The sequence below is a fragment of the Phenylobacterium sp. genome, from assembly GCF_031984885.1.
Lineage (GTDB): Bacteria > Pseudomonadota > Alphaproteobacteria > Caulobacterales > Caulobacteraceae > Phenylobacterium.
On the sequence record NZ_DAMABV010000005.1, the window covers coordinates 254,157 to 276,931 of the forward strand.

Genomic DNA, 22,775 nt, shown 5'->3' on the forward strand with positions numbered 1-22,775 from the left:
AATCTACTGAGAAAACAGGCAGAAGTCGTACACGCGCATCCGAGAGTTGCTTTCCAGGCCAGCGGCGCGCCTGCAGGCGAACTGGCGGCCGGGCGATCTTTTCTGCGGGCCGCGCCCCGCCGACTCCAGTAGCGCGCTCACGCCATGCGCGCTTAGATGCCATCTCCAAGCGGAGAGCTAGACATGGCCCAGTTCAAGGTGACCCCTCTGACCCCGACCATCGGGGCGCTGATCGAAGGCGTCGACCTCGCCCAGCCGCTCAGCGACGACCTGCTGCACGAGATCCGCCAGGCGTTCCTCAAGCACCAGGTGGTGTTCTTCGAGGACCAGCACATCACCCCGGTCCAGCACCGCGACTTCGCCGCGCGGTTCGGGGCGCTGCACACCCATCCGCTCTATCCCGGCGTGCCCGAGGCGCCCGAGCTGTTCATCCTCGACAACCACAAGGACAACCCGACCGACAACGACAGTTGGCACACGGACGTGACCTTCATCGAGACGCCGCCCATGGCCTCGATCCTCTACGCCAAGCTGCTGCCGCCCTCGGGCGGCGACACCATCTGGTCGAACATGAAGGCCGCCTACGAGGCGCTCTCGCCGGCCTTCCGCGAGTTCCTCTCAGGCCTGGACGCGGTGCACGACTTCGCCCGCGGCTTCCCGACCCGCGGGATCGTGGCCAACGCCGCCGGCGCGGACAAGCACGCCCAGGCCGTGGCCCAGCACCCGCCGGTGCTGCATCCGGTGATCCGCACGCACCCCGAGACCGGCGAGGACGGGCTGTTCGTCAATTTCGGCTTCACCGAGCGGATCAAGGGCCTGCGCCGCAAGGAGAGCGACGCGATCCTGAACATGCTGTTCGAGCATATCCAGAAGCCGGAGTTCCTGGTCCGCTGGCGCTGGAGCGAAAACGCCATCGCCTTCTGGGACAACCGCGTCACCCAGCACTATGCGGTGAACGACTACCTGCCCCACCGCCGGATCATGAACCGCGCCACCGTGCTGGGCGACCGGCCCTACAACCGCGCGCGCCTGCCGGCCGGGATCAAGGCCGCCGCCGAGTAGCTAGCGCCAGTCGAGCAGGCCGAGCTTGCACATCCAGACGATGGACATGCCCAGCAGCAACTGACGTCCCTGCGGGAACGGCGCGATCAGGTCGCGCACGCTCATCTCGCCCTCGGCGATCAGCCGCTGCAGCATGGCCAGGTTGTCCTCGTGCGGCGCGTGCAGGTTCGAGGCGAAGTGATCCAGCCGCACGGACCTGGTGCGCTCGAGGTCCGCCAGCGTGACCCCCGGCCGCGCGACGACGCGAGTCCCGCCTCCCAGCACCGACGTCGCGAACCTGGCGAACGCGCCATAGGGCTCGGTTTTGGTGGGGTTGCGCTTGTACTTCAGCGCCTCCGGCGCCGCGGCCGTGCGGATCGCGGCCAGCTCTCGTAAGAGTTCCTGCAAGCCGCCGACGACAACCTGCCAGTCGAAGGTCTCGCGGATGCGCCGGCGGCCGGCCTCGCGCATCCGGGCCCGCAGCTCCGGCGAGGCGATCAGGTCGGCGATCCGCGCCGCCGCGTCGCCGACATTGATCGCCGTATGCTGGGCCACCGACCCGACATAGGACTGATAGGTCACGCCCAGGTGGATATGGCGGTTGAGCAGCCCCTGCCCGGCCCCGACCGGCCCGCCCAGCGAGCGGACCAGGAACCCGTCGATCCCGTCGCGGACCGTGAAGCGATAGCCGTCCCAGTCGCTGGCCACCACCGGCAGGCCCGCCGCCATCGCCTCCAGCGGCGTAATCCCGAAGGTTTCCTGGATGTTGTCGACCAGCGACAGGAAAATGTCGCCCGCGGCCCACATCCTGCCGACCAGGTCGCTGTCGTTGCCGTTCAGGTAGTGGACGCTGACCGAGGGCGCATAGGCCTGGGCGGCCTCGTCGTACATCTGTCGGTGCATGTCCGGGTCGGGGAACCAGCCGACCAGGGCGAAGTGCACCTTGACGCCCCTGGCCCGCGCCGCCTCCTCCGCCGCGCGGAACATCGGCTGCGGGAAGGCCTTCTCGTAGAAGGACAGTCGCCCGACCCACATCACCACGATGTCGTCGGGCCCGACGCCCATCTCCTCGCGGGTCGCGGCGCGCACGTCCGGGCGGTCGGCCAGGGCGGCGAAGGCCGAGCCCTCGACCCCCAGCGGCAGCAGCGGCAGATGCGGCCGGATCTGCTTGGTCCCGCCATAGCGGTCGGCCAGGTAGCCGGTCCATTCGTCGAACATCTCGGTCAGGGCGTCCTGCACCACCGGCGAGGTGCAGATCAGCGCGTCCCAAGGCTGCATCGGCGCCACCGCCGCCTTGGCGATCATCTCGCGCATCGCCGGCGGCGCCAGGGTGTGGACCATGCCCACCAGGCTGTAGGCGTTCTCCAGCCCGGCCTGGCGGCGCAGCCAGGCCATGTCGGTCAGGTCCGGCACGCCGCGCACCAGGGCGCCGGCGTCCGCGGGCGGGCGCTGGTCGAGCAGATGGGTGACGGTGACCTGCGGCCGGGTGATCTCGCCGGGGGTCAGCCCCGCGACCAGGTCCGCGGGCGCGACCTGGGCGCCGGTCAGGAAGTCGACGCGATCGACGTCGGCATAGCGCAGCACCGCCTTGAACAGCTCGACATTGGCGACGTCCTTGCCGAACGGGTTGTTCTTCGGCCGCACGCCGGCGGACGGATGATAGAGCGCGATGCTGCCTGCCAAGGGGATATCCGTATCTGCGAAGGGGCGCCGCGTCAGGCCAGGCCGTAGCGGGTCAGGTAAGGGAAGCCGGCGATCCTGGTCGGACGTGGACCGTCGCGGAGGCATTGGTTCACGCCGTCGGCCGGCGCCGGCAGCTTCAGGCCATATGCTTCCGTCTGCACCCGCATCGTGCGCGCTTCCCCAATCCCGGACGGACGGTCTGTCGCATGCGCGGGCGCGGCCGCCAAGCGGCCCGTCGCCTCACCCGTCGCTGCGCCGGAAGGTCGTCACCAGCACGTCGCGATAGGCAGGCCTGGCCGGATCGACCGCCTCGATCGCCGTCACCCCGTGGAACACCCGGCGATCGTCGATGAAGACCGCGTCCAGCGGCTCCATCAGCGTGAAGCCGCCCAGCGCGCCGCCGGCCGGATCGAAGATGTCGGTGACGCCCGCCGCGACGTTCTCGCGGGCGACCAGCATGACCAGCACCCAGTCGACGCCGTCGCGATGGGCGCCCTCCGGGGTCGGACGGCCCGATTCGCCGGCCCGCGCCTCGATGCGGAACTGGTGCATCTCGGTGCGCCAGGGAAAGCTAGGATCCGGCGCCGCCCCGCCGAAGACGTCCAGCGACAGGTCGAGGATGCGGCGGGTCAGCGGCAGGTCGCCCACCGCCCGGGTGATCGGCTCGAACCAGCGCTCCACGCCGCCGTTCAGCCGGTTGTAGGCCAGGCTCTGGAAGTGCGGCTGGTGCGCCAGCCGCGTGACCTTGCCCGGCTGCGCCTCCAGGCTGGCGTAGCGCCGCCGCCGATAGCGGCCGCCATCGGCCATGTACTCGTCGATCGCCAGCTCGTTCCAGCTCTGCGCATAGGCCGGCCAGTCGGCCAGGGCCGCTTCGCCGAGCATGCCGCGCATGTCCGGGGCCCGCACCCGGGCGAACCCGTCCCTGGCCACCTGCAGTCTGACTTGATCGAGCAACGGCGCGTCCCCTTCGGCGCACCCGAGCTATGTCATTGCGGCCAACATTCAACCCCGATCAGCGCGGCGCGGACGGCGGCGGGGTCAAGTCCGCATGGCCCAATTCGAGGTATTTATGTCATTTCGGCCACCCGGCGGCGGGGATAGATGTTGGCGGCCCAATCATGTGACGCCTCGTCAACCGGGAGCCTGGCCTGATGCTTCGCCTCGTCATGGGTTTGATCATGGCGCTGACGCTCGCCGCCGGCGCCGCCGCCAAGCCGCTGGTCGTGATCCTCGCCGATCGCGGCGGCACGGTGGCGAGCGACCTGCTCGCGCCCTATGCGATCCTCGCCGAGAGCGGCGCGGTCGACGTGCGCGTCGTATCGGCGACGGCCGGGCCGATCCGCCTGACGCCGGGCGTGGCCTGGGCCGCGCCGCAGATGACGCTGGCGCAGCTTGCGCAGGAGCGGCCGAACGGACCGGACGTGGTCATCGTGCCGGCCCTGAGCGTCGAGAACGATCCGGCGCGGTCGGCCTGGCTGCAGGCCCAGGCGCGCCACGGCGCGCGGATCATGTCGATCTGCAACGGCGCCAAGGTGCTGGCCGCGGCCGGCCTGCTCGACGGACGCCAGGCGACGATCCACTGGTACAGCCGCGGCAAGGTCGCCCGGCGCTATTTGAAGACGGCCTGGCGCAGCGACGCCAGATGGATCACCGACGGGCCGATCACCACCACCGCCGGGATCAGCGCCGGCGAGCCGGCTTCCCTCGACCTGCTGCGCGAACTCGCCGGCGAGGAGGTGATGCGCGAGACGGCCAGGCGCCTGGGCCAGCCCCTGCCGGACCAGGCGCATGAGGGGCGGGACTACAGGCTGACCTTGCGCGGCATGATCCTGGTCCTCGCCAATCGCCTGGCCTTCTGGCGGCATGAGGAGGTCGCCGTGCCGCTGTCGCCGGGCTTCGACGAGATCGCGTTCGGGACGGCCCTGGACGGCTGGTCGCGCACCTACCGCTCGACGGCGTGGGCGCAGGGCGCGCCCAGCGTGACGTCGCGGCGCGGGCTGCGGATATACCGCGCCCAGGCCCTGCCCGAGCGCTTCGACCGAACGGCGATGCTGCAGGAGCCCGACGTCATGGAAGGAACCTTCGACCAGATCCGCGCCGCCTATGGCGAGGCGACGGCCCGCTTCGTGGCCCTGCAGTTCGAGCACCCCTACGGCGCGGTCAGCGCCTGGTGAGCCGACCCGCGCCAAAATGGGTTATGGCCCGCATTCCGTGAAGGGTTCGGCAACCCTGCGAGATCATTTGAGCAGCCCGTCCAAGGAGGCTCGACATGACTGGTCTGGCGGCGCTGACCATACTTGTGGTCGATGACAATCCTCAGATGAGGACGATCGTCGGAACCGTCCTGGCGGCGGCGGGGGTCCGGCGCCTGCACTATGCGCCGGACGGGCTTTCGGGCGTTCGCGCCGCGCTCGCCTGCCAGCCGGACGTCTGCTTCGTCGACTACGAGATGCCGGTGATGAACGGCCTGGACTTCCTCAGCGCCATCCGCACGCAGCCCTCCCCGCTCCGCTTCGCGCCGATCATCATGCTGACGGGTCACTCGGACGAATTGCGGCTGCGGCGCGCGCGCGACCTGGGCGTGACCGAGTTTCTCTGCAAGCCGGTCTCGGCGACGACCATACTGCGCCGCCTGGAGGCGGTGATCGTGCGGCCGCGGCCCTTCGTTCAATCGTCGAACTTCTTCGGACCGGACCGGCGGCGGCTGAAGCTGGCCGACTATGCCGGCCCCTGGCGGCGCCAGTCCGACGGCGGCGTCATCGAGCTCTGAGCCGGGCCCCTAGTCGACCAGCGCCAGCCGCGGCGGCTCGCAGACGAAGGCGAGCCCATCCTCGAAGTCGAGGAACACGTCCATGAGCTCCGTGGGCGAGATCAGCTTGGGCCGCCCCTCGGGGAAGCGGAAACGCCAGAAGCTGATGACGTGCTGGATGGCGCCGAGCTGTTCGCCGAGGTTCTTGAACATGGCCGGGGCGGTGAGCAGGAACTCGCGGAAGGCGGCCGGATCGTTGTGCTGCGTCAAGGAGGCGTAGGCGCGATTGTAGATGTCCAGCATCCCCTGCACGCTGCGGGTCGCCGCGCCGATGCCCTGCCGCAGGCGCTGCTTGGCCTCGGGGATGTAGCTGGCCGCCTCCGGGTCGCGCGGACCCCGGCCCTGGATGCGGCCGATGTCGGCCAGGACGTGCGCCATGGGCTCGGCCAGATCGGCCAGAAGCCATTTGTAATAGAGGAATCCGCGCCAGGAGAAGACGCCGTCCAGGTACTCCTGGTCGCTGAGCTTCAGCGTCGCCTTCAGCGGTTCGAACCCGCTGTCCGGCGCGCTGGAGAGGAGCTTCTCCACCAGCCGGGTGGCATGGGCGTTGGCGCCCTGCTGCTCGCCCGCCGACAGGGTCACCAGCGCCATCACCTCCTGGCGGACGAACTCGAACATGCGCTGGACGTCGGCGTCCGAGATTCCGAAATAGGCGCGGGCGGGCTCTATGCCGTTGGCGCGCAGGTGCTCGCGAAGCAGGAACGGATCGAGCGAAGGCAGTTCATCGATCAGGTCCAGCACCCGCCGATCGCGCGATCCGGCCCGAAGGTCGTCCCCGAACACCGATTCGAGCGCGGCGCTGAAGTCCCGCTGGCCGATGAAGGCCGAACGCGCGCCGGCGCGCAGATCCGCGCCGTCGATGGGAATGAGGATCTTCGTGGCGGTCGGGCGCGGCGAGGAGAACAGCCCGTACTCGTGAGGCCGCAGCCGATGCTTCAGGATGATCGCCCGGTCCATCAGCCGGCTGTTGAAGAACGGCGAGGCGGCCAGGCTGGGGTCGTCATGGCTGCGCTGGTGGACGCTCAGCAGGTTCAGGACCCGGGCGGTCGACGCCGACTGCTGCAGGGCGGTCAGCCGACGGATCGTCCGGTCATTCTCAAGTCCGCGCACAGTCCGGCGATCCCCATCCACAGGTGTTCCCGGGAGGCGGTCTGGCGCCATTTTCTTACCGACATGACGAAGATCAAATCGGGGCGTACCCAAATTGAACATTGTCATCTGGCCCGGCGGCTAGCGCCGTCGAGGCGGTTTGGTCAGAAACGGCGCTTTGGAAGCGGACCCCTCATGGCGCGCGCGCCCACAGACACCGGACGCTCGCGCCGGCCGCTGCTGGAACCCTGGATGGGCTGGACGCCCAGCCCGGAGCAGCAACCATCCGAGGCGCCCGGCGCCGTCCACAGCCCCCGCACGGCCAGTATCGCGATGCGGGCCGCCAGCCGCTTCATCCTGCGCGCCTATCTGGCGGGCACCGACGGTTCGGGCGGCGACGCCCTGACCGCCTTCGTGCTCGTCGCCCTGGTCGACGCCAATATCGGCCACGTCGACGCCGACCCGATCCTGTCGCGCAGGTACGCCGCCTTCGATCAGGTCCCTCCCGACGGCTTCAAGCGTCCCACCAGCACGCGCGCCCTCGCCGCCCGGCTCGGCCTGCCCTACGAGACCACGCGGCGCCGCGTCGAGCGCCTCGTCGGCGCCGGGCTGTGCGTGCGCACCCCGGCTGGAATCCATGCGCCGCACCTCGCCCGGGCCGAGTACCGGAACGGGTCGGAGGCCAACTTCAAGGCGGTCCGGACGCTGTTGCGCGACCTGCATGCGGGCGCGCCCGACATGGACTGGCCCGCCCTGGACAGGTTCGCCGGCCCCGATCCGCTTCCCTGGCGCCTGGTCTCGCGCCGCGCCAGCGCGTTCGGCATCGATTTCGGCTCGCGGGTGACCGAGCTCACCGGCGGCTATGACGAGACGATCACCTATCTCGCCCTCGTCGAGGCGACCGGCGCCGCCGACGATGCGGAGCCGCGCAGGTACGTCCAGACCCTGCCCCTGGCGCGCTCGATCCAGCAGCCGACGGCCAGCGTCCGCCGCCGGCTGGCCAGGCTGGAAGCCCGCGGGCTGGTCACCCGCGGGCCAGCAGGACACACCGCCTCCCCGGCGCCGGCCGCCGAAGACCGCGTCGCGCGCCTCAATCAGGAGAGCCTGCTGCTGCTGCGCGACCTGTTCGGCCAAATCCTGCGGCTCTGGCCGACGCCGCAGGGCGGCGGCGAGCGTCCCGTTCCGTGAGCTCGGAACATCGCGCCGTCCGCTCCGTTCACCCTCAGCCAGATATCCTGAAGGAGCGCGAGCCATGGCCGACCTCTCGGCGATCAAGGAACATATGGAAGTCATCGGCGCCGACGGCGTCCACCTCGGCACGGTCGACAAGGTCGAGGGCGACCGGATCAAGCTGACCCGGGCGGACAGCGGCTCCCACGGCGACCACCATCACTTTCTCTCCGGCGGCCTGGTCGCCGGCGTCGAAGGCAATCAGGTCAGGCTCTCGGCCAATGCCGACAACGCCGCGTTCCTGGAGGAGGAACAGGGCGGCGAGGCGATCGCGGATCGGAACGGCTAGCCGGCCGGCTAGTCCTGGTCGGGGGAGCGGCCGCCGGCCTTGGTGTTGCGTCCCACAAGCACGGGCCCATCAAGGCGCGCGCCATAGCTGAGTTCGGCGACGCGGGCGGGATCGGGCGACCAGAGCGGCGCGCCCGAAGCCTGCATTTCTGCCAGGGCCTCCTTCTCGAAGCGCCGCTTCAGAACGCCGAACGCGGCCGCGACCTGCTCGTCTTCGGACAGCGGCGGAAGGGCCTGCGCCCGCGCGCCCAGCCGCAGTCCGACGACGAACGAGACCACGCCCACGCCAAGCAGGACGAGCAGGTATCCAAGGGCGGCCGGCGCAACATCCATGACGAACTCCTTCGCCCTTAGATGGGAAGCCTCCCCATGCCCGCGCAAGCCCGGCGCCGGCCTATCGCAACGGGGCCGGCAGGCTCACGCGGTAGACCAGGACCCAGTTGTCGTTGTCGATGTCGGAGTCGCAGGACTGGCCGGACATCACGCAGCGGCGCGCGATGAAGTCGTTGTCGTTGCCGACGAGCAGGAAGTAGTCGGCCGAACGATCCGGCTCCAGCACCGGGACGAGATCCATCGCCTCCCACTTCTCCGACAGCGCCTCGACGCTGAGCCCGAAGCGCGCGAGCTGGTCGGGACTCAGCATGTTCACCAGTTCGACCTGCTGGACCGGGACGATGCCGGGCCGCAGGGCCGGGCTGGCCGGATCCTGGAGCAGCGATGCGGCGCCGGTCTCGTATGGCGTGCCCGCGAGGTTGGTCGCGCCCGCGACGTCGACCAGCAGGATGCTCTTGTAGACGACGGGCGCCCCGCTGGCCGCCCCGCGTCCCGCGCCGTCGCGTGAGAGCATCAGGAACCGGTGGTCGTCCAGCGCGCGGATCTCGCTCTGCGCGGCGGTGCGATCGGGGGGGCCGCCCTGGCCGTCGGCGGTGTAGGCCGGCAGCCGCATCACATAGTGCGCGACGGGCTGCGCCGGCGTGGGGGTGCGGCTGACGTCGTAGACCAGAACGCGGGTGTTGACGCGACCGGCGGCGTCGCCGGCGGCGCTGTCCTGGATCAGCGCGCTCTGCAGCGCCACGAACAGGGTGCGGCCGTCGGGCGACAGCGACACGCCCTCCGGTCCCTGGTTGTTGCGCCGACCGGTCTTTGGCGTCTGCAGCGAGCGGAAGTCGGGCCGCCCCTCACTGCGCGGCGCGACCGCCGGGGGCGGGCTTATCACCCCGCGCAAACGCCCGCGGCGATCGAAGTAGTAGACGTTCGCGGTGTATTCATCGCTGACATAGAAGCCGCCGTCGCGCGTGAACTGCAGCCCCTCGGCGTCGAGCGACACCTTGCCGGCGCCGACCCCGCTGGCGGGCGCGGGCAGCACCAGGCCGCGCTGCGTCAAGGTCCCTTCGCCCGGATCGGCGCCCGTGAACGGCCGGCCGCGGAAGTCGCGCAGCTCGAGCCCGCCGTCGGGAACGAGGTCCAGCCGTCCATCGCCGGGCCAGAAGCGGACGCGCAGGCGCTCGAGCCGGGCGCGATAGTCGAAGAAGAGATTGGCGCCGGGATCGTTGCGGCCGCGGTCCGGCAGCGTCCAGAGGACGCCTTCATAGTGATCGCCGACGCGCTTCCAACTGCCGGGCGCGACCTGCAGCGACGAGAAGGAACCGAGCGTGTCGCCGAGGAAATCGACCGTGTCCGCCGGCAGCCGGCCGGCCCCGACCAGGCCGTGGCTGACGAAGGTCTGGTCGTGCAGCGAGACGCTGTGCGGGGGCGCGGTCTGATCCAGATGCGGCCGGGTGACGGGCTCTTCCGCGCCGGCCAGGGCGGGGAAGAGCCACAACAGGGTCAGGGCGGCGAGGAGACGCTTAGAAGTCAATGCTGAGCGTACCGAAGATCTGCCGCGGCGCCGACGAGTGGAACACCAGGATGGAGCCCGCCGCGTCGTCCGGCGCGAACACGCTGCTGTCGAAGTTCGAGGCGTAGCGCTTGTCGGTCAGGTTGGTGACGTTCAGCGCCAGCTTGGCGCCTTTCATGACGCCGATACCGTCGAAGCGGTAGCCGAGGCCGAGGTCGAAGGTGGTGTAGCCGCCGAAGCTCTGGTCGTTGGTGTAGGTGTAGTAGCGGCGGCCGGTGTACTTGCCCTGCAGCGAGGCCGAGAAGCCGCCGTGCGTCAGGGTCAGCACGCTGGCGGCCATCTGCTTGGGCGTATCCACCTGCTGCTTGCCGGCGGTGGCCTTGACCACGCAGGTGGCCGTGCACCAGTTGAGGTCCTCGTCATAGGTGGACTTGTTGTACGAGGCCGAGTTGTACCAGTTCAGCCACGGCAGCGGCCGCCACAGCACCCCAAGCTCGGCGCCCTTGCTGGTGACGCTGCCGGCGTTGTGGAAGGAGTTGCCGCAGCCCGGGTTCTGCTGCTGGTTCGTCGGGCAGGGGTTGTACTGCAGCAGGCGGTCGTTGAAATCCACCTCGTAGAGGGCCAGCGAGACCTGCAGCGGGCCGCTCACATAGCGGTAGCCGCCTTCGAAGCTCTTGGAGGTCTCGGGCTTCAGGTACCGGCCCTGCGCGTCCCAGACGGCCTGCGACACCGATTGCGGGCCGAGTTTGAAGCCGCCCTGGAACATGGCCATGTTCTCGGCGTAGCTCGCGAACACCTCGTGGCCGGGCGCGAACCGCCAGCGCACGCCCGCCTGCGGCAGGAAGTTGTCCTTGGCGGTCAGCACGCCGCTGGCGAACTGGCTGGACGCCGGCGGCGGCGCCTTGGCGATGCCGCGGATGGCCTGGGCGTCGGACTTCGCATAGGTGCTCTTGAAGCCGAACTCGATGCTCAGGGCGTCGTCGAACAGGCTCACCGTGTCCTGGATGTAGAACTGCCGCGTGGTCCAGTCGGTCGCCTGCGCCCACTGGGCCAGGTCCGGCTGGCCCTTCAGGAACTGCGCCAGGCTGAACGGCTCGGTGACGTTGGTCCAGATGTAGCGCACGGCGCTGCTGGTGTTGTCCTCCAGCCAGAAGCCCGTCTCGATGCGGTTGACGCCGACGTCCCAGGCCAGGCTTCCCAGCACGCCGCTGCGGTCGATGGTGTAGCGCGTGTCGCGGATCTGGACCGGCAGGTCGTCGGCGGTGGACGGAGTGCCCTGGGTCGACCAGCCGGTGATCCAGTTGTTCCCGGCGCCCTTGTCGGTGTGCTTGTACACCTGGGCGCGCAGGTGGAGGGACTCGGTGAGGTCGTAGTCCCCGGCGATGTAGTACAGCTCGTCGTTGCGCAGGATCTGACCGTTGGTGAAGGTCACGTCGGAGCGCTTTTCCGGCGGCGTGGAGTCGACGCACTTGGTCGGCGCGGTCGGCGCGGTCACCGAGCAATAGGCGCGGTCGAGATAGGCCTGCCAGTTCGGCGCATAGCCGCCCCAGTCCCAGCCCAGGCGGCCCAGCATGTCCTTCGAGAGATAAGTGTCGTCGGCCTGGTTGGTGCGCGAAATGTCCGCAAACGCGGTCAGCACGCCGCGGTCGAACGCATACTGCAGCTTGCCGTTGAACTGCTTGCCGGTGGACTTGTTCCAGGCGCCCTGGTCCACGAACAAGTCCTGCTCGCTGTACTGGCCCGACAGATAGGCCGAGAAGCCGCGGTGCTCGCCGGTGTCGAAGCGCAGGAAGGTGCGCGCGGTGTTCTCGCTGCCGATGGTCTGGCTGACCGCCAGCCCCATCTCCTTGTGCGGGTCGCTGGACACATAGGTCAGCGCGCCGCCGAGGTTGCTGGTCGAGGCGATGCCCAGGCCGGCGATGCCGGTCGCCAGGTCGGCGCGACCGAGGTTCTCGGAGATCAGCGCGCGGCTGATGGTGAGGCCGTTGTAGTTGTTGTAGGCGCCGTCGCCGAGCGGCGCGCCGTCGAGCGTGTAGCCGAGGTGGGTGGTGTTGAAGCCGCGCACCTGGAGGGACAGCGACTGTTCGTTGACGCCCAGCGCGTCGATCGACTGCGCGCTCACGCCCGGCAGGAAGTTCAGCACCTTCTGCACGCTGGTCCCCGGCGGGTACAGATCGAGGTTCGACGGCGCCAGGGTCGAGACCGAGCGGGTCGCGCCGACGCCGACGATGATGACCGCCTCGACTTCGGCGCCGTCCGCCTCCGTGGCCGGCGCATCCGCCGCGTGGGCCTGCGTGGCGACCGAGAAGCAGGCGGCGACCGCCAGGGCGGCAGCGGACTTTTGCAGCATTCAGGCTTCCTTTAGAACAAAGGCGCCGCAAGGACCCGAGGTCCGCGGCGCCGACTGTTGTCAGAAGCTCTGCCATTTCACGCCTCGATGACGTTTTTGCCGACGCATCGATGACGTTTTTGCTGCAGTCGGCGACCTCTGCCGCCGTTACATCGCTGGGCATAGTCCTATTGCTTGGAACAATGAGTGCCGAACGCCAACTTCGATGACCTGGCCGCCTTCGTCGTGGTGGCGCAGAAGCGCAGCTTCACGAAGGCCGCCGCGAAGCCCCCCGGCAGGACGGCGCTAACCGTTGAGTGCGTACCCGGAACCGCGTTGGGAGCCTCAAGGCATCGGTCCGCTACTTAGGCGATCTCACTTTCCGAAACCGTCACACGCCGCGCGCCACGGAACAGACAGCTCTCGGCCTGGCGCATGATGTTGCGCACCAGTTCGGCGACGGTCGGGATGTCGTGGATCAGGCCCTGGCTCTGGCCGACGGTCCAGATGCCGTCGTCGGTGTCGCCCTTGCCCATGACGTTGGTCCGGCCGCGGACGCCGGCGACCAGGTGGCGCACGTCCTCGATGGTCTTGGTCGGGTCCTGCTGGATGCGCACGACCTCCTCGGACACCGCGTTGCGCGCCACCCGGCTGGTGTTGCGCAGCGTGCGGTTGGTCAGCAGCGTGTCGCGCTCGGTGTTCTCGACGATCTTCTTCTTTACGTTCTCGTGGATGGCGCACTCCTGCGTCGCCATGAAGCGGGTGCCCATGTTGACGCCCTCGGCGCCCAGCGCCAGGGCCGCTACCAGGCTGCGGCCGTCGGCCATGCCGCCAGAGGCGATGACCGGAATATCGACCGCATCGACCGTCGCCGGCAGCAACACCACCAGCCCGACGTCGTCCTCGCCAGGGTGACCGGCGCACTCGAAGCCGTCGATCGAGATCACGTCGACGCCGTGCTTGGCGGCGGTGACCGCGTGACGGACCGAGGTGCACTTGTGAATCACCTTTACGCCCGCCTCCTTGAAGGCCGGCAGGTGATCGGTGGGGTTACGGCCGGCAGTCTCGACGATCTTGATGCCGGACTCGATGATCGCGTGCCGGTACTCGTCATAGGGGATCGGGTTGAGCGACGGCAGCAGGGTCAGGTTGATCCCGAACGGCTTGTCGGTCAGTTCCTTACAGCGCTTGATCTCGTCCCACAGCGCTTCGGCGGTCGGCGAGTGGTGCGCAGTGATGAAGCCGAGCGCCCCAGCGTTGGCCACGGCGGCCACCAGCGGCGCATAGCCCACCCCGGTCATGCCGCCCATGATTAGCGGCGTCTCGACGCCGAACATCTCAGTGATGCGGGTGTTGATCATGCGTTTTCCATCCCTACGTCTTTTCTGAAGCTGCCTCGTCAGGCGTATTGATCACGGCCGAAGCATTGGGCTCGCAAGACCATCGAAACTCCGACCTGACGATGACTGGCCGCAATTTTCGCGATCTTGCCCTGCCCGTCGGCGGCGGACATCCTCAAGATCATACTTGAGCCTTCAACTGCTCCCGCAACTCGATCTTCTTCACCTTCCCGCGGGGCGTTCGGGGGAAATCGGTCACGATCTCAAGACGCTCCGGCGTCTTTTGCTTGGCGAGACCGAGTTGACCGAAATGCACCCGCACCGCATCGAGGGACACTTGATGGCCAGGCCGCAGCACGACAAACGCGCACACCTTTTCGCCGTAGAGCGGGTCGGGCATGGCGACTGCAGCCGACTCGGCGATGGCCGGATGGCTGCAGAGGGCGTCTTCGATCTCCTTTGAAGACAGGTTCTCGCCTCCCCGAATAATCACGTCCTTCTTACGATCGACGACGCTGAGATAGCCGTCGGCGTCCCGTGAAACGATGTCGCCGGTCCGGAACCATCCGCCCGGCAGGAACGCATCGAGATCCAGCGCCTCATCCAAATACCCCACGAAGAGATCGGGCCCACGCGCGAGCAGTTCACCGGACTCGCCCTCTCCGACATCCTGGTCGTCGTCGTCCACGATGCGGATCTCCACCCCTGGCAGGAGACGCCCGTCCGTGTAGGCCCTCTTTTCCAGGGGGTCATCCTTCCGGCCAGAAGAGATAGTCGGCAGTTCAGTGGACCCGTAGGTGCGCAGGCCCGTGATGCCTGCCTCCGCGAGCCGCAGGATTTGTGATGGATTGATGGAGGTGCCGCCCATCGTGAAGTATTTGAGACTGCTGATGTCCCCAAGTCCTTTGTCCACGAGGTCAAAGAGGGTCAGCATGAAAAACGGAACGCCGTTGCTGGTGCAGGGCTTCAGGCGGCTGATCAGATCCAGACAGGCCTGGGCCTCCCAGCGATCCCGGGTGATATTGCTGCCCCCGGTCAACGAGCCCCTGATCAGTTCCAAGGCGCTGCCGATATGGCCAAACGGTCCGGCCGAAAGGAACACAGGGTTTTCTTGGTCTACCGGACGATAAAGCGGGAAGGTCCCGGTCTCCGCGATCAGGGTGTTATGTGTGTGCCGCACACCCTTCGGCTTTGAGGTCGTCCCGGAGGTGAACATCAACAAGCAGGTGTCATCCGACGTGATCGCCGGCGCCACGAAGTCCTCGGCTTGAATGCTGAGGAACTGCTCCCAGGTGAGCGCTTGACGAGGGGCCTCGTCGCCCACCACCAAAACGTGCTCCAAATCCGGCAGAGAGCCCAGGGCCTCCAGGCGCTCCAGGAAGTCGATGTTGTGCATCCGCCGAGGAACGATCAGCATCTTAGCCCGAGAGGCGGTCAGGATGTATTGCAGGTCGCCCGCGCCGTAGATCGGGATAATCGGCAGCAGGGTCGCTCCAGCGAGGATGACCGCCTGGCTGAGCATCACCGTCTCCCACCAGTTGGGCATCTGGACGGCCACCACATCACCGGGCCCGACGCCGAGCTTCTGCAAACGGGCGGCATAGCCGCTACTTAGCAAGTAGCCTTCTTGCAGCGTAAATTCGCGTTCTGGCCTCTCACTTGAATAGAAGGAACGCTTGGCGTGCGGAAAGGCGGCCGCGCCCTCCCGGAGCACATCGCCTATCGTTTTCGTCCCGTAGAATCCTTCCTCGTACCAGCGCCGCCGGAGGTGTTCACGGTCCTGCCGAATCCGCTTCAGGGCATTCTCTCTGGACACGGTCGGATCCTGAGGGGAATGGCGTATATCCATAAGAGAGAGGCCCTTCGTCACTTTGATCCCACGTCGACTGGATGTGTGCTGTGCTCATCGCCGCCGACCAATCCTGGTTCGACGGGCGCGGTTGCACCCGCGAGCTTAGTGGGTTGCCGCGTGGGTTTCATGGCTCAATCACACCTGCACCCATGCGTGACTCTCCTCGCTTGAGTGTGAAATCCCCTAGGTGACGCTGAAGGGCGAACCACCACGACGGCAGCCAGCCGGTTGCGGCGTCGGCCGGGCGCTTGGCTCGAGAAGACATCCAACTAGGACCCGCCGCAGGACGCCCGCGAAGATGGCAGCCCCAGCCCCCAGGGTTCGGCGAGCGCCGATGAGACGAGGCTAACCCGCCTCCACGGGCGCGCGCTTTCTTCCTATCTCCTCGCCCAATCGCCAGAACCTATCGACAGCCGAGGACGTCACCCCCTTGCGGCGGACGAGATAGAGGTCGGCGCGTGGCTTGGGCCCCCGAATGGGGCGTCTGACGAAACTGGACGGGACCTTTTCCTCGGACGCGAGATTGAGGAGAATCAACCGTTCGCGCTCGGCGACGTCAGCCATGAAACGACGTCCTTCCAGGATCACCACCGCCTCGGCGCCGACTTTATCCACCCAACCATAGGTGATGGCGTGTCGCGCGGGGTTCACCGGCGTCCCGACCGCAACCCTGCGCCCCCGAAGATCAGAAAGCGCCACCGAGGCGGCATGCGCCAGAGGATCTTCCTCGGGAATGGAAAGCGTCGTGTGGCCGCACTCGATGCGAATCTGCTCCATGTCAGGTTCATCGACGGGGCCTACGAGCAGACCGACGTCCACAGTGGAGTTCCGGACCAGCCCCAACACCCCGTCGGAGAGCTCCGCCATGGTGACCTCTAGGTTCACTCCGGGCCGGATCTCCTTGAACCGCTCGAGCAAGGCCGTCCGCCGTGGAAACCAGTAGGTGAAATAAGCCACGCCGATCCGCAAATCCGACTTGTGGCGGCGTTGCATCTCCTCCGCCTTCTGGCAGGTCTCTTCGGCCACCTCGGTCAGGCGCTCGGCGTAGCCTAAAAACTCCTCCCCATCCGGCGTCAGAAGAATGCGACCGCCCTCGCGCTTGAAGAGTGCGAACCCCAACTGCCCTTCTAGCTGCATCATTTGACGCGAGAGCCAGGGCTGGTCGATCCGCAAGCGCGCCGCCGCCCGTGTGAACGAGAGTTCCCGGGCCACGACTACGAATCGCAGCACGCGCTCCAGATCCAACCTCATTGCACAGCCCTTCTGGTGAACTGCGACGATCGTAACGCAGGCGGCCGACACTTCACAACGAGACGACCTCTCGCAGTGACGCGGCGGCGCCGGGACGCTCCTTTCGCGCCCCGGCTGGCAGGCATGCGCCAGTGGTTGCTGGCCGAGTGCCGGCGGCACGAACCGAAGCTCCATCATCACGATCGGCGTCGACGTCCCGGCTCCGTCGCTCAGCGGCCGATGAATTCAGCCCGACGCTTCTCGGAAAGCGCGGCCGCCCCTTCGCGATGGTCCTCGGTCAGGAAGCTCAGCGTCTCAAGCCCCAGTGAGAGATCCATGTGGGCTATCGCCTGCTGGCGCAAGGCCGAGTTCAAGGCGCGCTTGGTCAGGGCCACCGCCGCTGGCGAGCCCTGCTCCAGTCGCTGCCGCCAGAAATCAATGCGCTTGTCCAGGTCTCCGCGAGACACCGCCTCGGTGACGAGGCCGACAGCGGCGGCCTCCTGCCCCGTCAACAGGTCGCCGGTGAGCAGATAGCGCTTCGAAAGCATCGGCCCCACCAGGTTCGGCCACAGGAGAGAACCGCCGTCACCACACGCCAACCCCACCTTCACGTGCGTGTCGCCGATCTTAGCCTCCGTGACCATCACGGTGATATCGCAACACAGCGCGATCGAGCAGCCCTTGCCGACGGCGTGCCCGTTGATCCGAGCGATGATCGGCTTGTCGCAGTCAAGCAGGCTGAGGATGACCTCCCGCGCGCCCGCCATGCCCCGGAACCAGTAGGCGTTGCGTCCAGCCTCGTCGCGCGGCGCGCCCGCGCCGCCGCCGCCGACGCAGAACGCCCGCTCCTCCGCGCCGGTCAGGACCACCGACCTGACTTCGGGGTCCGTATTGAGACGGCGGAAAACCTCCGCGAGTTCGGGGTTCAGATGCGTTTCTCCGAGATGAACCCAGGCTGTCGCGCCGCGTCGCTCCACCGCCAGCCCCTGAAAGTCCCCGTACATGTCCATCTCTCCGCCGCCGCTTCAGGTTGCTTTTGCTTGCTTTTCGCTAGTCTCGCTCCCTGGGGCCACGTGGTCTAGGCGCCTGCTGCACCCCGGGCCATGCGTCAAATCCCTGACGACATGCGAGATTCTCATTGGAAGTCCGGGGTTTGAAAACGCGATCCCTTGGAGGTGGCGCACGCGTCGCTGGCGACTGCTGGCGACGGTTGGGGTCGTCGAACTCCGATGGAGAGCAATTCAAGGTGATGACGCGATTGATCGAGCGGTTCCGCGAAGTCCTTGCTCTGGACAGCGCGGCCTGGGCGCTGGAGTTCGAGGGGAAGCGGCGCACATGGGGCGAACTCGCGCAGGGGGCCGAGGTCGTCGCTCAAGCCTTGGCTGAGCTCGGCGCCGCCCCCCACGACGTGATCGGCTGGGCTGCCCACAATTCGCCCTCCGCGGTCGTGTCTCTCATCGGCCTCGTCCTCTCGGAGAGCTGCACGGCCGTGATCAACCCCCACATGGCCCCAAAGATTCTATGTGATGAGATCATCCGGCAGCGGTTCCCGGTCATCGTAGGTGATCCGGGATTCTGGAAGATTCCAGGCGTCGCGGCCGCCGCCGCCGCCGTCGGGAGCGCCGGCATGGTCGTGACATGGGGCGCCGCCGTCACCACCGCTCCCCCCCATCCCGGGCTCGGCGCCATAGGCGCCGGGCCGCACCGCGAACCGATGCGCGACGTGGTCATCGAACGCCTGAGCAGCGGAACAACAGGCCCACCGAAACGCTCGCCTCAATCGGCGACCGCCCTCATCAACGCGCTCAGAGCTGGGGAACGCAGGGAGGCCGGGGCGGCGCAAACGGCGCTGACTCTCAAGCGTTCGCCCGCCGTCGTTTTCCGATCCCTAGCTCATTCCGGCTCTTTCGCCGTCCTGCTGGCGCTCTATTCCGCCAGACCCATCCTCCTGCAGGAAAAATTCACGGTCTCCGACACCGTGGACGCCATTCGCGAACACCGGCCCAAGGTCATTTCGCTGGTGCCGACCGCGATCAAAATGATCTGGGACGCTCAAGTGCCGCCGGAAGACCTCGCGAGCCTCGTGGCGATCCGCTCGGGCACCGCGCCGCTAGACGTCCAGCTGCAGGCGAAATTCGAACACAAGTACGGCGTCCCGATCCTCGTGGACTATGGGGCGACCGAGTTCGGCGGCGTCACCAGCTGGTCGCTGGAAGACCACCGCCTTCACGCCGCAAGCAAGCGCGGAAGCGTGGGCCGAGTCGTAGCCGGCGCCGAAATCAGGGTGCGCGACGCCGAGACAGGCGCCCTGATCGACGATGGGCGCACCGGTCTTCTCGAGGTGAGAGTCCCGCGCAAAGGGGTTGACTGGATTTCGACGAACGACCTGGCGAGCGTCGACCGGGATGGTTTCCTCTACATTCGCGGCCGCGCCGACGATGCGATCGTCCGGGGCGGGTTCAAAATCTTGCCCGACGAGGTCGTGAGCGTTCTTCGCCAGCACCCCGACGTCCAGGACGCCGCCGTGGTGGGAATCCCCGACCAGCGCCTCGGCCAGGTCCCGGTCGCGGTCATAGAAACGCGTCCCGACGCCGCGGCGCCCGACGAGGCGGGCCTTAGAGCATTCGCCCGCGAGCACCTCACGCCCTACCAGGTCCCGGTCGCCTTCAAGTTCATCCAGCGCCTGCCTCGCACCGCCTCGATGAAGGTCATTCGATCAGAGGTCCTGGACATCGCACTCGGCTGACGCCCGGTCCGCCAATGCCGGACGATCGTGTTGCAAGGCGCTCCTCAGCAGGCGCCGATCATTGTGGAGGTAAACGTGTCGGACATTGAAGAACAGACCGAGCCGAAGGCCATTGGGGCGAAGATCACCGACGCCGACATCGACCGTCAGCGCCAGCAGATCGGCATCTCGCAGTTCGTGCACGAACACCCGTTCAATCGTCAGGTTTCGGAGGACGTCATTCGTCACTATGCCTTCGGGATGGTGGGCGATGACAACCCGCTGTGGCACGAGCCCGACTATGGGGCGACTACCCGCTGGCGCGGACAGATCGCCCCTCCGCTGTTCGGCTCGAGCACCGGCGTCAACGAGACCCCGCCCTACACGCCGGAGCTGAAGTCGTTGTTCAAAGGGCTCTACCGGGGGGTCGGGCGGTATAATGTCGGCGCACGTTGGCGGCTCTTCAAGCCGATGCGCCCCGGCGACCAACTCTATCACGACCTCTCCGTGGACGATGTTCAGGTAAAGGAGAGCTCGTCGTTCTCAGGCCGTCGCACGGTGCTCGAGCGCTATCGCCATCTGTACGTCAACAGGAACGGTGAGCCCGTCGCGGTCCGCTACGAGAGCTTCGTGAACGCTGAGCGTGGCGGCTCCAAGGAAGTGGGCAAGCACGCCCACCTCTCGCGTCACGTCTACAACAAGGAGGAAATGGCCGAAATCGACCGCCTCTACGCGGCCGAACAGAGACGAGGCGCTGAGCCCCGCTGGTGGGAGGATGTCTGCGTGGGCGACGAGCTCGTGCCCGTCGTCAAGGGTCCGTTCGGCTTGGTCGAGGTCATCTGCACCCATATGGGCTGGGGCCTTGGCTCGACCTATGGCGGCGGGCCGCTTCGCTACGGCTGGAAGATGCGCAAGAAGATGCCCAACTTCTATTCTGAGGACCGATACGGCGTCCCCAGTTCGATGATGCGCGTTCACTGGGACGCCGACCGCGCCCAGGACCTTGGCCTGCCCGCCCCCTATGACTATGGCCAGATGCGCACTAACTGGTCGGCCCACTTGGTGACGAACTGGATGGGCGACGACGCGTGGATCAGCGCCCTTGAGAGCGAAGTCAGGATGTTCAATTTCCACGGCGACACCACCGTGATGAGCGGGCGCGTGGCGGACAAGCGAATCGAAGGGAACGACCGTATCGTCGATATCGATGTCCGCGGCACGAACCAGCGTCAGGAAGTGACGATCGTAGCGAAGGCCACCGTGCTCTTGCCGTCGCGGGAGGCTGGTCCGATGGTCCTACCCCAACCCGACTCCGATCTCATCGGCAGAGGAGCGCAGCTAATGACGGAGGCCGCGCGCCGTCTGCGCGCGAATGCCTGAACCTTAATAGGCCGGGGTTGAGGGCTGATGTCACCTGCCTGCTCGAAGATGCGAATGTCCCCGGCGACGCCGGGCCCGGGTCTGGTGCGATCGGACCGCGTATCGTTCGGCTGGCGCGCCCATGACGATTTCCCCCGACTTCAAGACGACCTCCCCCTACACGGACCATACGATGGCCCCTAGCCTTCAGGCTCTGGCCGTGGCCGAAGCAGCGGGAGGTCGAAATGACGAAGGGGCGAGGCGCCTCCCCAACTGACGGCGACCGGCGGGGGCCGCGCCATGACGACCATGCGCGCGGCCGGCGCGACCAACCGCAGAGCTAGCCGGCACATGCCCCGTATCGGATGGGGCCAAGAGAAGAGATCAGAGAGCAGCAATGGCGTCAGTCACAGGCACCTCCGAAGAGTCGCCGCCGACCACCATCCCCGCATCTCGCGTCCCGCCCATGGCCTGGTGGGTGCTGATCGTGGCGATGATGTTCTATGCGATGTCGATCGTAGACCGTCAGATCATCACTTTGCTCGTGGAGCAGATAAAGGCCGATCTAGGCCTGAGCGACACCCAGATGAGCCTGATCCTGGGTCCGGCGTTTTACCTGTCTTTCTCACTTTTCGGCTTGCCCGCCGGATGGGTGGCCGACCGGGTGTCGCGCCGTCTCGTGCTCTATCTCGGCGTGACGATCTGGTCGATCTCCGCGGCCGGCAGCGGACTCGCCGGCGGCTTCCTCCTCCTATTCCTGTGCCGGGCCGGGGTCGGTGCAGGCGAATCCGTGTTGTCTCCGGCCTCATATTCCCTTCTCGCAGACCACTTTCCCCGCAACCGCCTGGCCTTCGCTATCGGCATCTATCAATCGTCCCTGAAGCTGGGCACGGCGATCGCCTTCGGGCTAGGAGCCTATCTGATCCATGTCGCGGGCGATCTGACGCGCGACACATCATGGCTCAACCAGTTGGAAACCTGGCAGCTCGTGCTGATCTTGACCGGCGCGCCGGGCGTCCTGCTGGCCCCTTTGATCTTCACTGTGACCGAGACAAGCCAGAAGCGGCCGGTAGCCGAGCGGGTTGACGACAGAGGTTTGTGGACCTTTGTACGGTCGCACGCCAAGGTCCTGCTCCTGTTGAGCCTGGGCTTCGGCTGCATCTCCGCCACATCAGGCGCGCTGACGTCATGGACCCCCGCCTATATGGAACGGCACTTTGGTTGGTTGCCGACGCAGTCCGGCCCATGGCTGGGCGCCCTTAGCTTGGTGACCGCTGCGGCCTTGATCTTCAAGGGCGGCGTGATGGACTGGTTCTACAATCGCGGCATGCGTGACGTTCACGTGCGGCTCTACCATTGGCTGACCTTGGGCGCGTTTCCGTTCGTCGTCGTCATTTTCATGATCCCATCGCCCGAGATCTTCCTGGTGGTCTACGGCATACTGCAGATCCTCACGCTGACGTTCATGGGGTTCCTGGCGCCCGCCCTCCAGATCCTGACCCCGCACCATCTCAGGGGCCAGGTGGTGGCGCTGTTCCTGCTGGTGTTCGCCGTGTTCGGATCCATTGGACCGGTTTTCGTCGGCATGATCACGGACTACGTCCTCAAGGACGAGCTGCGTCTTGGAACCTCTATGTCGATCGTGGTCACCACTTTCATCCTGGCCAACATCATCCTCCTGCGCCTGGCCCTTTCGCGACTGCATCCTCTGCTGTCCGCCGCGGGGGAGGCCCAGCCGCAGTCGGCCCCCCCGAAGTCCTAGACGCTGTAGCGATAGGGCCCTCAGGCCCTTAGAGGCTCACGCGCCCTTCCTGGGCGGGAAACCCCAAACCAGACTTGGTCGGGGAACCGCATCGGCCAGCGCCCTGGAAGGCTCGGCTATGGTCTTGCAGCCCGCCGCACTTGCGCCCTGAGCGGTCCGCTCCGATGGCCGCCACCTCGCGCGTCGGCGCGAAGCGGCCCG

At 67.2% G+C, this 22,775-nt stretch carries 19 protein-coding genes; 8 read left to right on the plus strand and 11 right to left on the minus strand.

What is annotated here, in order from left to right; translation table 11 throughout:
• The first annotated feature begins 183 nt into the window (after window positions 1–183).
• Entirely contained in the window at window positions 184–1,062 is an 879-nt protein-coding gene (gene tauD, locus RTL41_RS10160) for a taurine dioxygenase (protein ID WP_312163957.1), read from the plus strand.
• On the opposite strand, the gene RTL41_RS10165 is transcribed toward tauD, so the two are convergent.
• The 3 genes from RTL41_RS10165 to RTL41_RS10175 form a co-directional block, all read right to left on the minus strand.
• Window positions 1,063–2,724: a glycosyltransferase family 4 protein gene (locus RTL41_RS10165; protein ID WP_312163959.1), complete on the minus strand. Its 1,662-nt coding sequence runs from the start codon at window positions 2,722–2,724 to the stop codon at window positions 1,063–1,065.
• Between the two features lie 32 nt (window positions 2,725–2,756).
• A complete protein-coding gene (locus RTL41_RS10170; protein WP_312163962.1) occupies window positions 2,757–2,891 on the minus strand; it encodes a hypothetical protein in 135 nt (44 codons plus the stop codon).
• A gap of 73 nt (window positions 2,892–2,964) precedes the next feature.
• Window positions 2,965–3,678, minus strand: a complete 714-nt coding sequence (locus RTL41_RS10175) for a 2OG-Fe dioxygenase family protein (RefSeq protein ID WP_312163963.1) — start codon at window positions 3,676–3,678, stop codon at window positions 2,965–2,967.
• 197 nt (window positions 3,679–3,875) lie between these two features.
• Between RTL41_RS10175 and RTL41_RS10180 the strand changes: the two genes are divergently transcribed.
• Both RTL41_RS10180 and RTL41_RS10185 read left to right on the plus strand, forming a co-directional pair.
• The gene (locus RTL41_RS10180; RefSeq protein ID WP_312163966.1) at window positions 3,876–4,898 is read left to right on the plus strand and encodes a DJ-1/PfpI family protein; all 1,023 of its coding nucleotides are present in this window, start codon (window positions 3,876–3,878) and stop codon (window positions 4,896–4,898) included.
• 95 nt (window positions 4,899–4,993) lie between these two features.
• On the plus strand, window positions 4,994–5,494 hold the full coding sequence (locus tag RTL41_RS10185) for a response regulator (protein ID WP_312163968.1): 501 nt from the start codon (window positions 4,994–4,996) through the stop codon (window positions 5,492–5,494).
• A gap of 9 nt (window positions 5,495–5,503) precedes the next feature.
• Here the strand turns inward: RTL41_RS10185 and RTL41_RS10190 are convergent, their stop codons facing one another.
• Entirely contained in the window at window positions 5,504–6,643 is a 1,140-nt protein-coding gene (locus RTL41_RS10190) for a hypothetical protein (RefSeq protein WP_312163970.1), read from the minus strand.
• A 174-nt stretch (window positions 6,644–6,817) separates the two neighbouring features.
• Here RTL41_RS10190 and RTL41_RS10195 point away from each other — a divergent pair, with 174 nt between their 5' ends.
• Together RTL41_RS10195 and RTL41_RS10200 are read left to right on the plus strand one after the other, a co-directional pair.
• A complete protein-coding gene (locus tag RTL41_RS10195; protein WP_312163972.1) occupies window positions 6,818–7,810 on the plus strand; it encodes a hypothetical protein in 993 nt (330 codons plus the stop codon).
• A 64-nt stretch (window positions 7,811–7,874) separates the two neighbouring features.
• Entirely contained in the window at window positions 7,875–8,141 is a 267-nt protein-coding gene (locus RTL41_RS10200; protein WP_312163975.1) for a DUF2171 domain-containing protein, read from the plus strand.
• 8 nt (window positions 8,142–8,149) lie between these two features.
• On the opposite strand, the gene RTL41_RS10205 is transcribed toward RTL41_RS10200, so the two are convergent.
• From RTL41_RS10205 to RTL41_RS10235, 7 genes are all read right to left on the minus strand, one after another.
• The gene (locus tag RTL41_RS10205) at window positions 8,150–8,473 is read right to left on the minus strand and encodes a hypothetical protein (RefSeq protein WP_312163978.1); all 324 of its coding nucleotides are present in this window, start codon (window positions 8,471–8,473) and stop codon (window positions 8,150–8,152) included.
• A gap of 61 nt (window positions 8,474–8,534) precedes the next feature.
• The gene (locus RTL41_RS10210) at window positions 8,535–9,998 is read right to left on the minus strand and encodes an esterase-like activity of phytase family protein (RefSeq protein ID WP_312163981.1); all 1,464 of its coding nucleotides are present in this window, start codon (window positions 9,996–9,998) and stop codon (window positions 8,535–8,537) included.
• Window positions 9,988–12,327: a TonB-dependent receptor domain-containing protein gene (locus RTL41_RS10215; protein ID WP_312163984.1), complete on the minus strand. Its 2,340-nt coding sequence runs from the start codon at window positions 12,325–12,327 to the stop codon at window positions 9,988–9,990. The genes RTL41_RS10210 and RTL41_RS10215 overlap by 11 nt, the downstream gene beginning before the upstream one ends.
• 344 nt (window positions 12,328–12,671) lie before the next feature.
• Window positions 12,672–13,667: a nitronate monooxygenase gene (locus tag RTL41_RS10220; protein ID WP_312163986.1), complete on the minus strand. Its 996-nt coding sequence runs from the start codon at window positions 13,665–13,667 to the stop codon at window positions 12,672–12,674.
• A gap of 160 nt (window positions 13,668–13,827) precedes the next feature.
• Complete coding sequence (locus RTL41_RS10225) at window positions 13,828–15,462, minus strand: AMP-binding protein (protein WP_312163989.1); 1,635 nt, start codon at window positions 15,460–15,462, stop codon at window positions 13,828–13,830.
• A 381-nt stretch (window positions 15,463–15,843) separates the two neighbouring features.
• Window positions 15,844–16,749 (minus strand): LysR family transcriptional regulator, encoded by a 906-nt coding sequence (locus RTL41_RS10230; protein WP_312163992.1) that lies wholly within the window; start codon window positions 16,747–16,749, stop codon window positions 15,844–15,846.
• A 209-nt stretch (window positions 16,750–16,958) separates the two neighbouring features.
• Window positions 16,959–17,732, minus strand: a complete 774-nt coding sequence (locus RTL41_RS10235; RefSeq protein ID WP_312163994.1) for an enoyl-CoA hydratase-related protein — start codon at window positions 17,730–17,732, stop codon at window positions 16,959–16,961.
• Window positions 17,733–17,977: 245 nt separating this feature from the next.
• Here RTL41_RS10235 and RTL41_RS10240 point away from each other — a divergent pair, with 245 nt between their 5' ends.
• The 3 genes from RTL41_RS10240 (at window position 17,978) to RTL41_RS10250 (ending at window position 22,574) form a co-directional block, all read left to right on the plus strand.
• Entirely contained in the window at window positions 17,978–19,474 is a 1,497-nt protein-coding gene (locus RTL41_RS10240) for a fatty acid--CoA ligase family protein (RefSeq protein WP_312163996.1), read from the plus strand.
• A gap of 75 nt (window positions 19,475–19,549) precedes the next feature.
• Window positions 19,550–20,833 (plus strand): MaoC family dehydratase N-terminal domain-containing protein, encoded by a 1,284-nt coding sequence (locus RTL41_RS10245; protein ID WP_312163998.1) that lies wholly within the window; start codon window positions 19,550–19,552, stop codon window positions 20,831–20,833.
• 376 nt (window positions 20,834–21,209) lie between these two features.
• Window positions 21,210–22,574, plus strand: a complete 1,365-nt coding sequence (locus RTL41_RS10250) for an MFS transporter (RefSeq protein ID WP_312164000.1) — start codon at window positions 21,210–21,212, stop codon at window positions 22,572–22,574.
• Window positions 22,575–22,775: the final 201 nt, after the last annotated feature.

Bases quoted from the DNA above. Each gene is read 5' to 3' on its own strand.
- RTL41_RS10185 (WP_312163968.1), top strand. From the start codon at position 4,994: ATGACTGGTCTGGCGGCGCTGACCATACTTGTGGTCGATGACAATCCT.
- RTL41_RS10195 (WP_312163972.1), top strand. From the start codon at position 6,818: ATGGCGCGCGCGCCCACAGACACCGGACGCTCGCGCCGGCCGCTGCTG.
- tauD (WP_312163957.1), top strand. From the start codon at position 184: ATGGCCCAGTTCAAGGTGACCCCTCTGACCCCGACCATCGGGGCGCTG.
- RTL41_RS10235 (WP_312163994.1), bottom strand. From the start codon at position 17,732: ATGTACGGGGACTTTCAGGGGCTGGCGGTGGAGCGACGCGGCGCGACA.
- RTL41_RS10205 (WP_312163978.1), bottom strand. From the start codon at position 8,473: ATGGATGTTGCGCCGGCCGCCCTTGGATACCTGCTCGTCCTGCTTGGC.
- RTL41_RS10220 (WP_312163986.1), bottom strand. From the start codon at position 13,667: ATGATCAACACCCGCATCACTGAGATGTTCGGCGTCGAGACGCCGCTA.
- RTL41_RS10180 (WP_312163966.1), top strand. From the start codon at position 3,876: ATGCTTCGCCTCGTCATGGGTTTGATCATGGCGCTGACGCTCGCCGCC.
- RTL41_RS10200 (WP_312163975.1), top strand. From the start codon at position 7,875: ATGGCCGACCTCTCGGCGATCAAGGAACATATGGAAGTCATCGGCGCC.
- RTL41_RS10230 (WP_312163992.1), bottom strand. From the start codon at position 16,749: ATGAGGTTGGATCTGGAGCGCGTGCTGCGATTCGTAGTCGTGGCCCGG.
- RTL41_RS10240 (WP_312163996.1), top strand. From the start codon at position 17,978: ATGACGCGATTGATCGAGCGGTTCCGCGAAGTCCTTGCTCTGGACAGC.
- RTL41_RS10215 (WP_312163984.1), bottom strand. From the start codon at position 12,327: ATGCTGCAAAAGTCCGCTGCCGCCCTGGCGGTCGCCGCCTGCTTCTCG.
- RTL41_RS10170 (WP_312163962.1), bottom strand. From the start codon at position 2,891: ATGCGGGTGCAGACGGAAGCATATGGCCTGAAGCTGCCGGCGCCGGCC.
- RTL41_RS10250 (WP_312164000.1), top strand. From the start codon at position 21,210: ATGGCGTCAGTCACAGGCACCTCCGAAGAGTCGCCGCCGACCACCATC.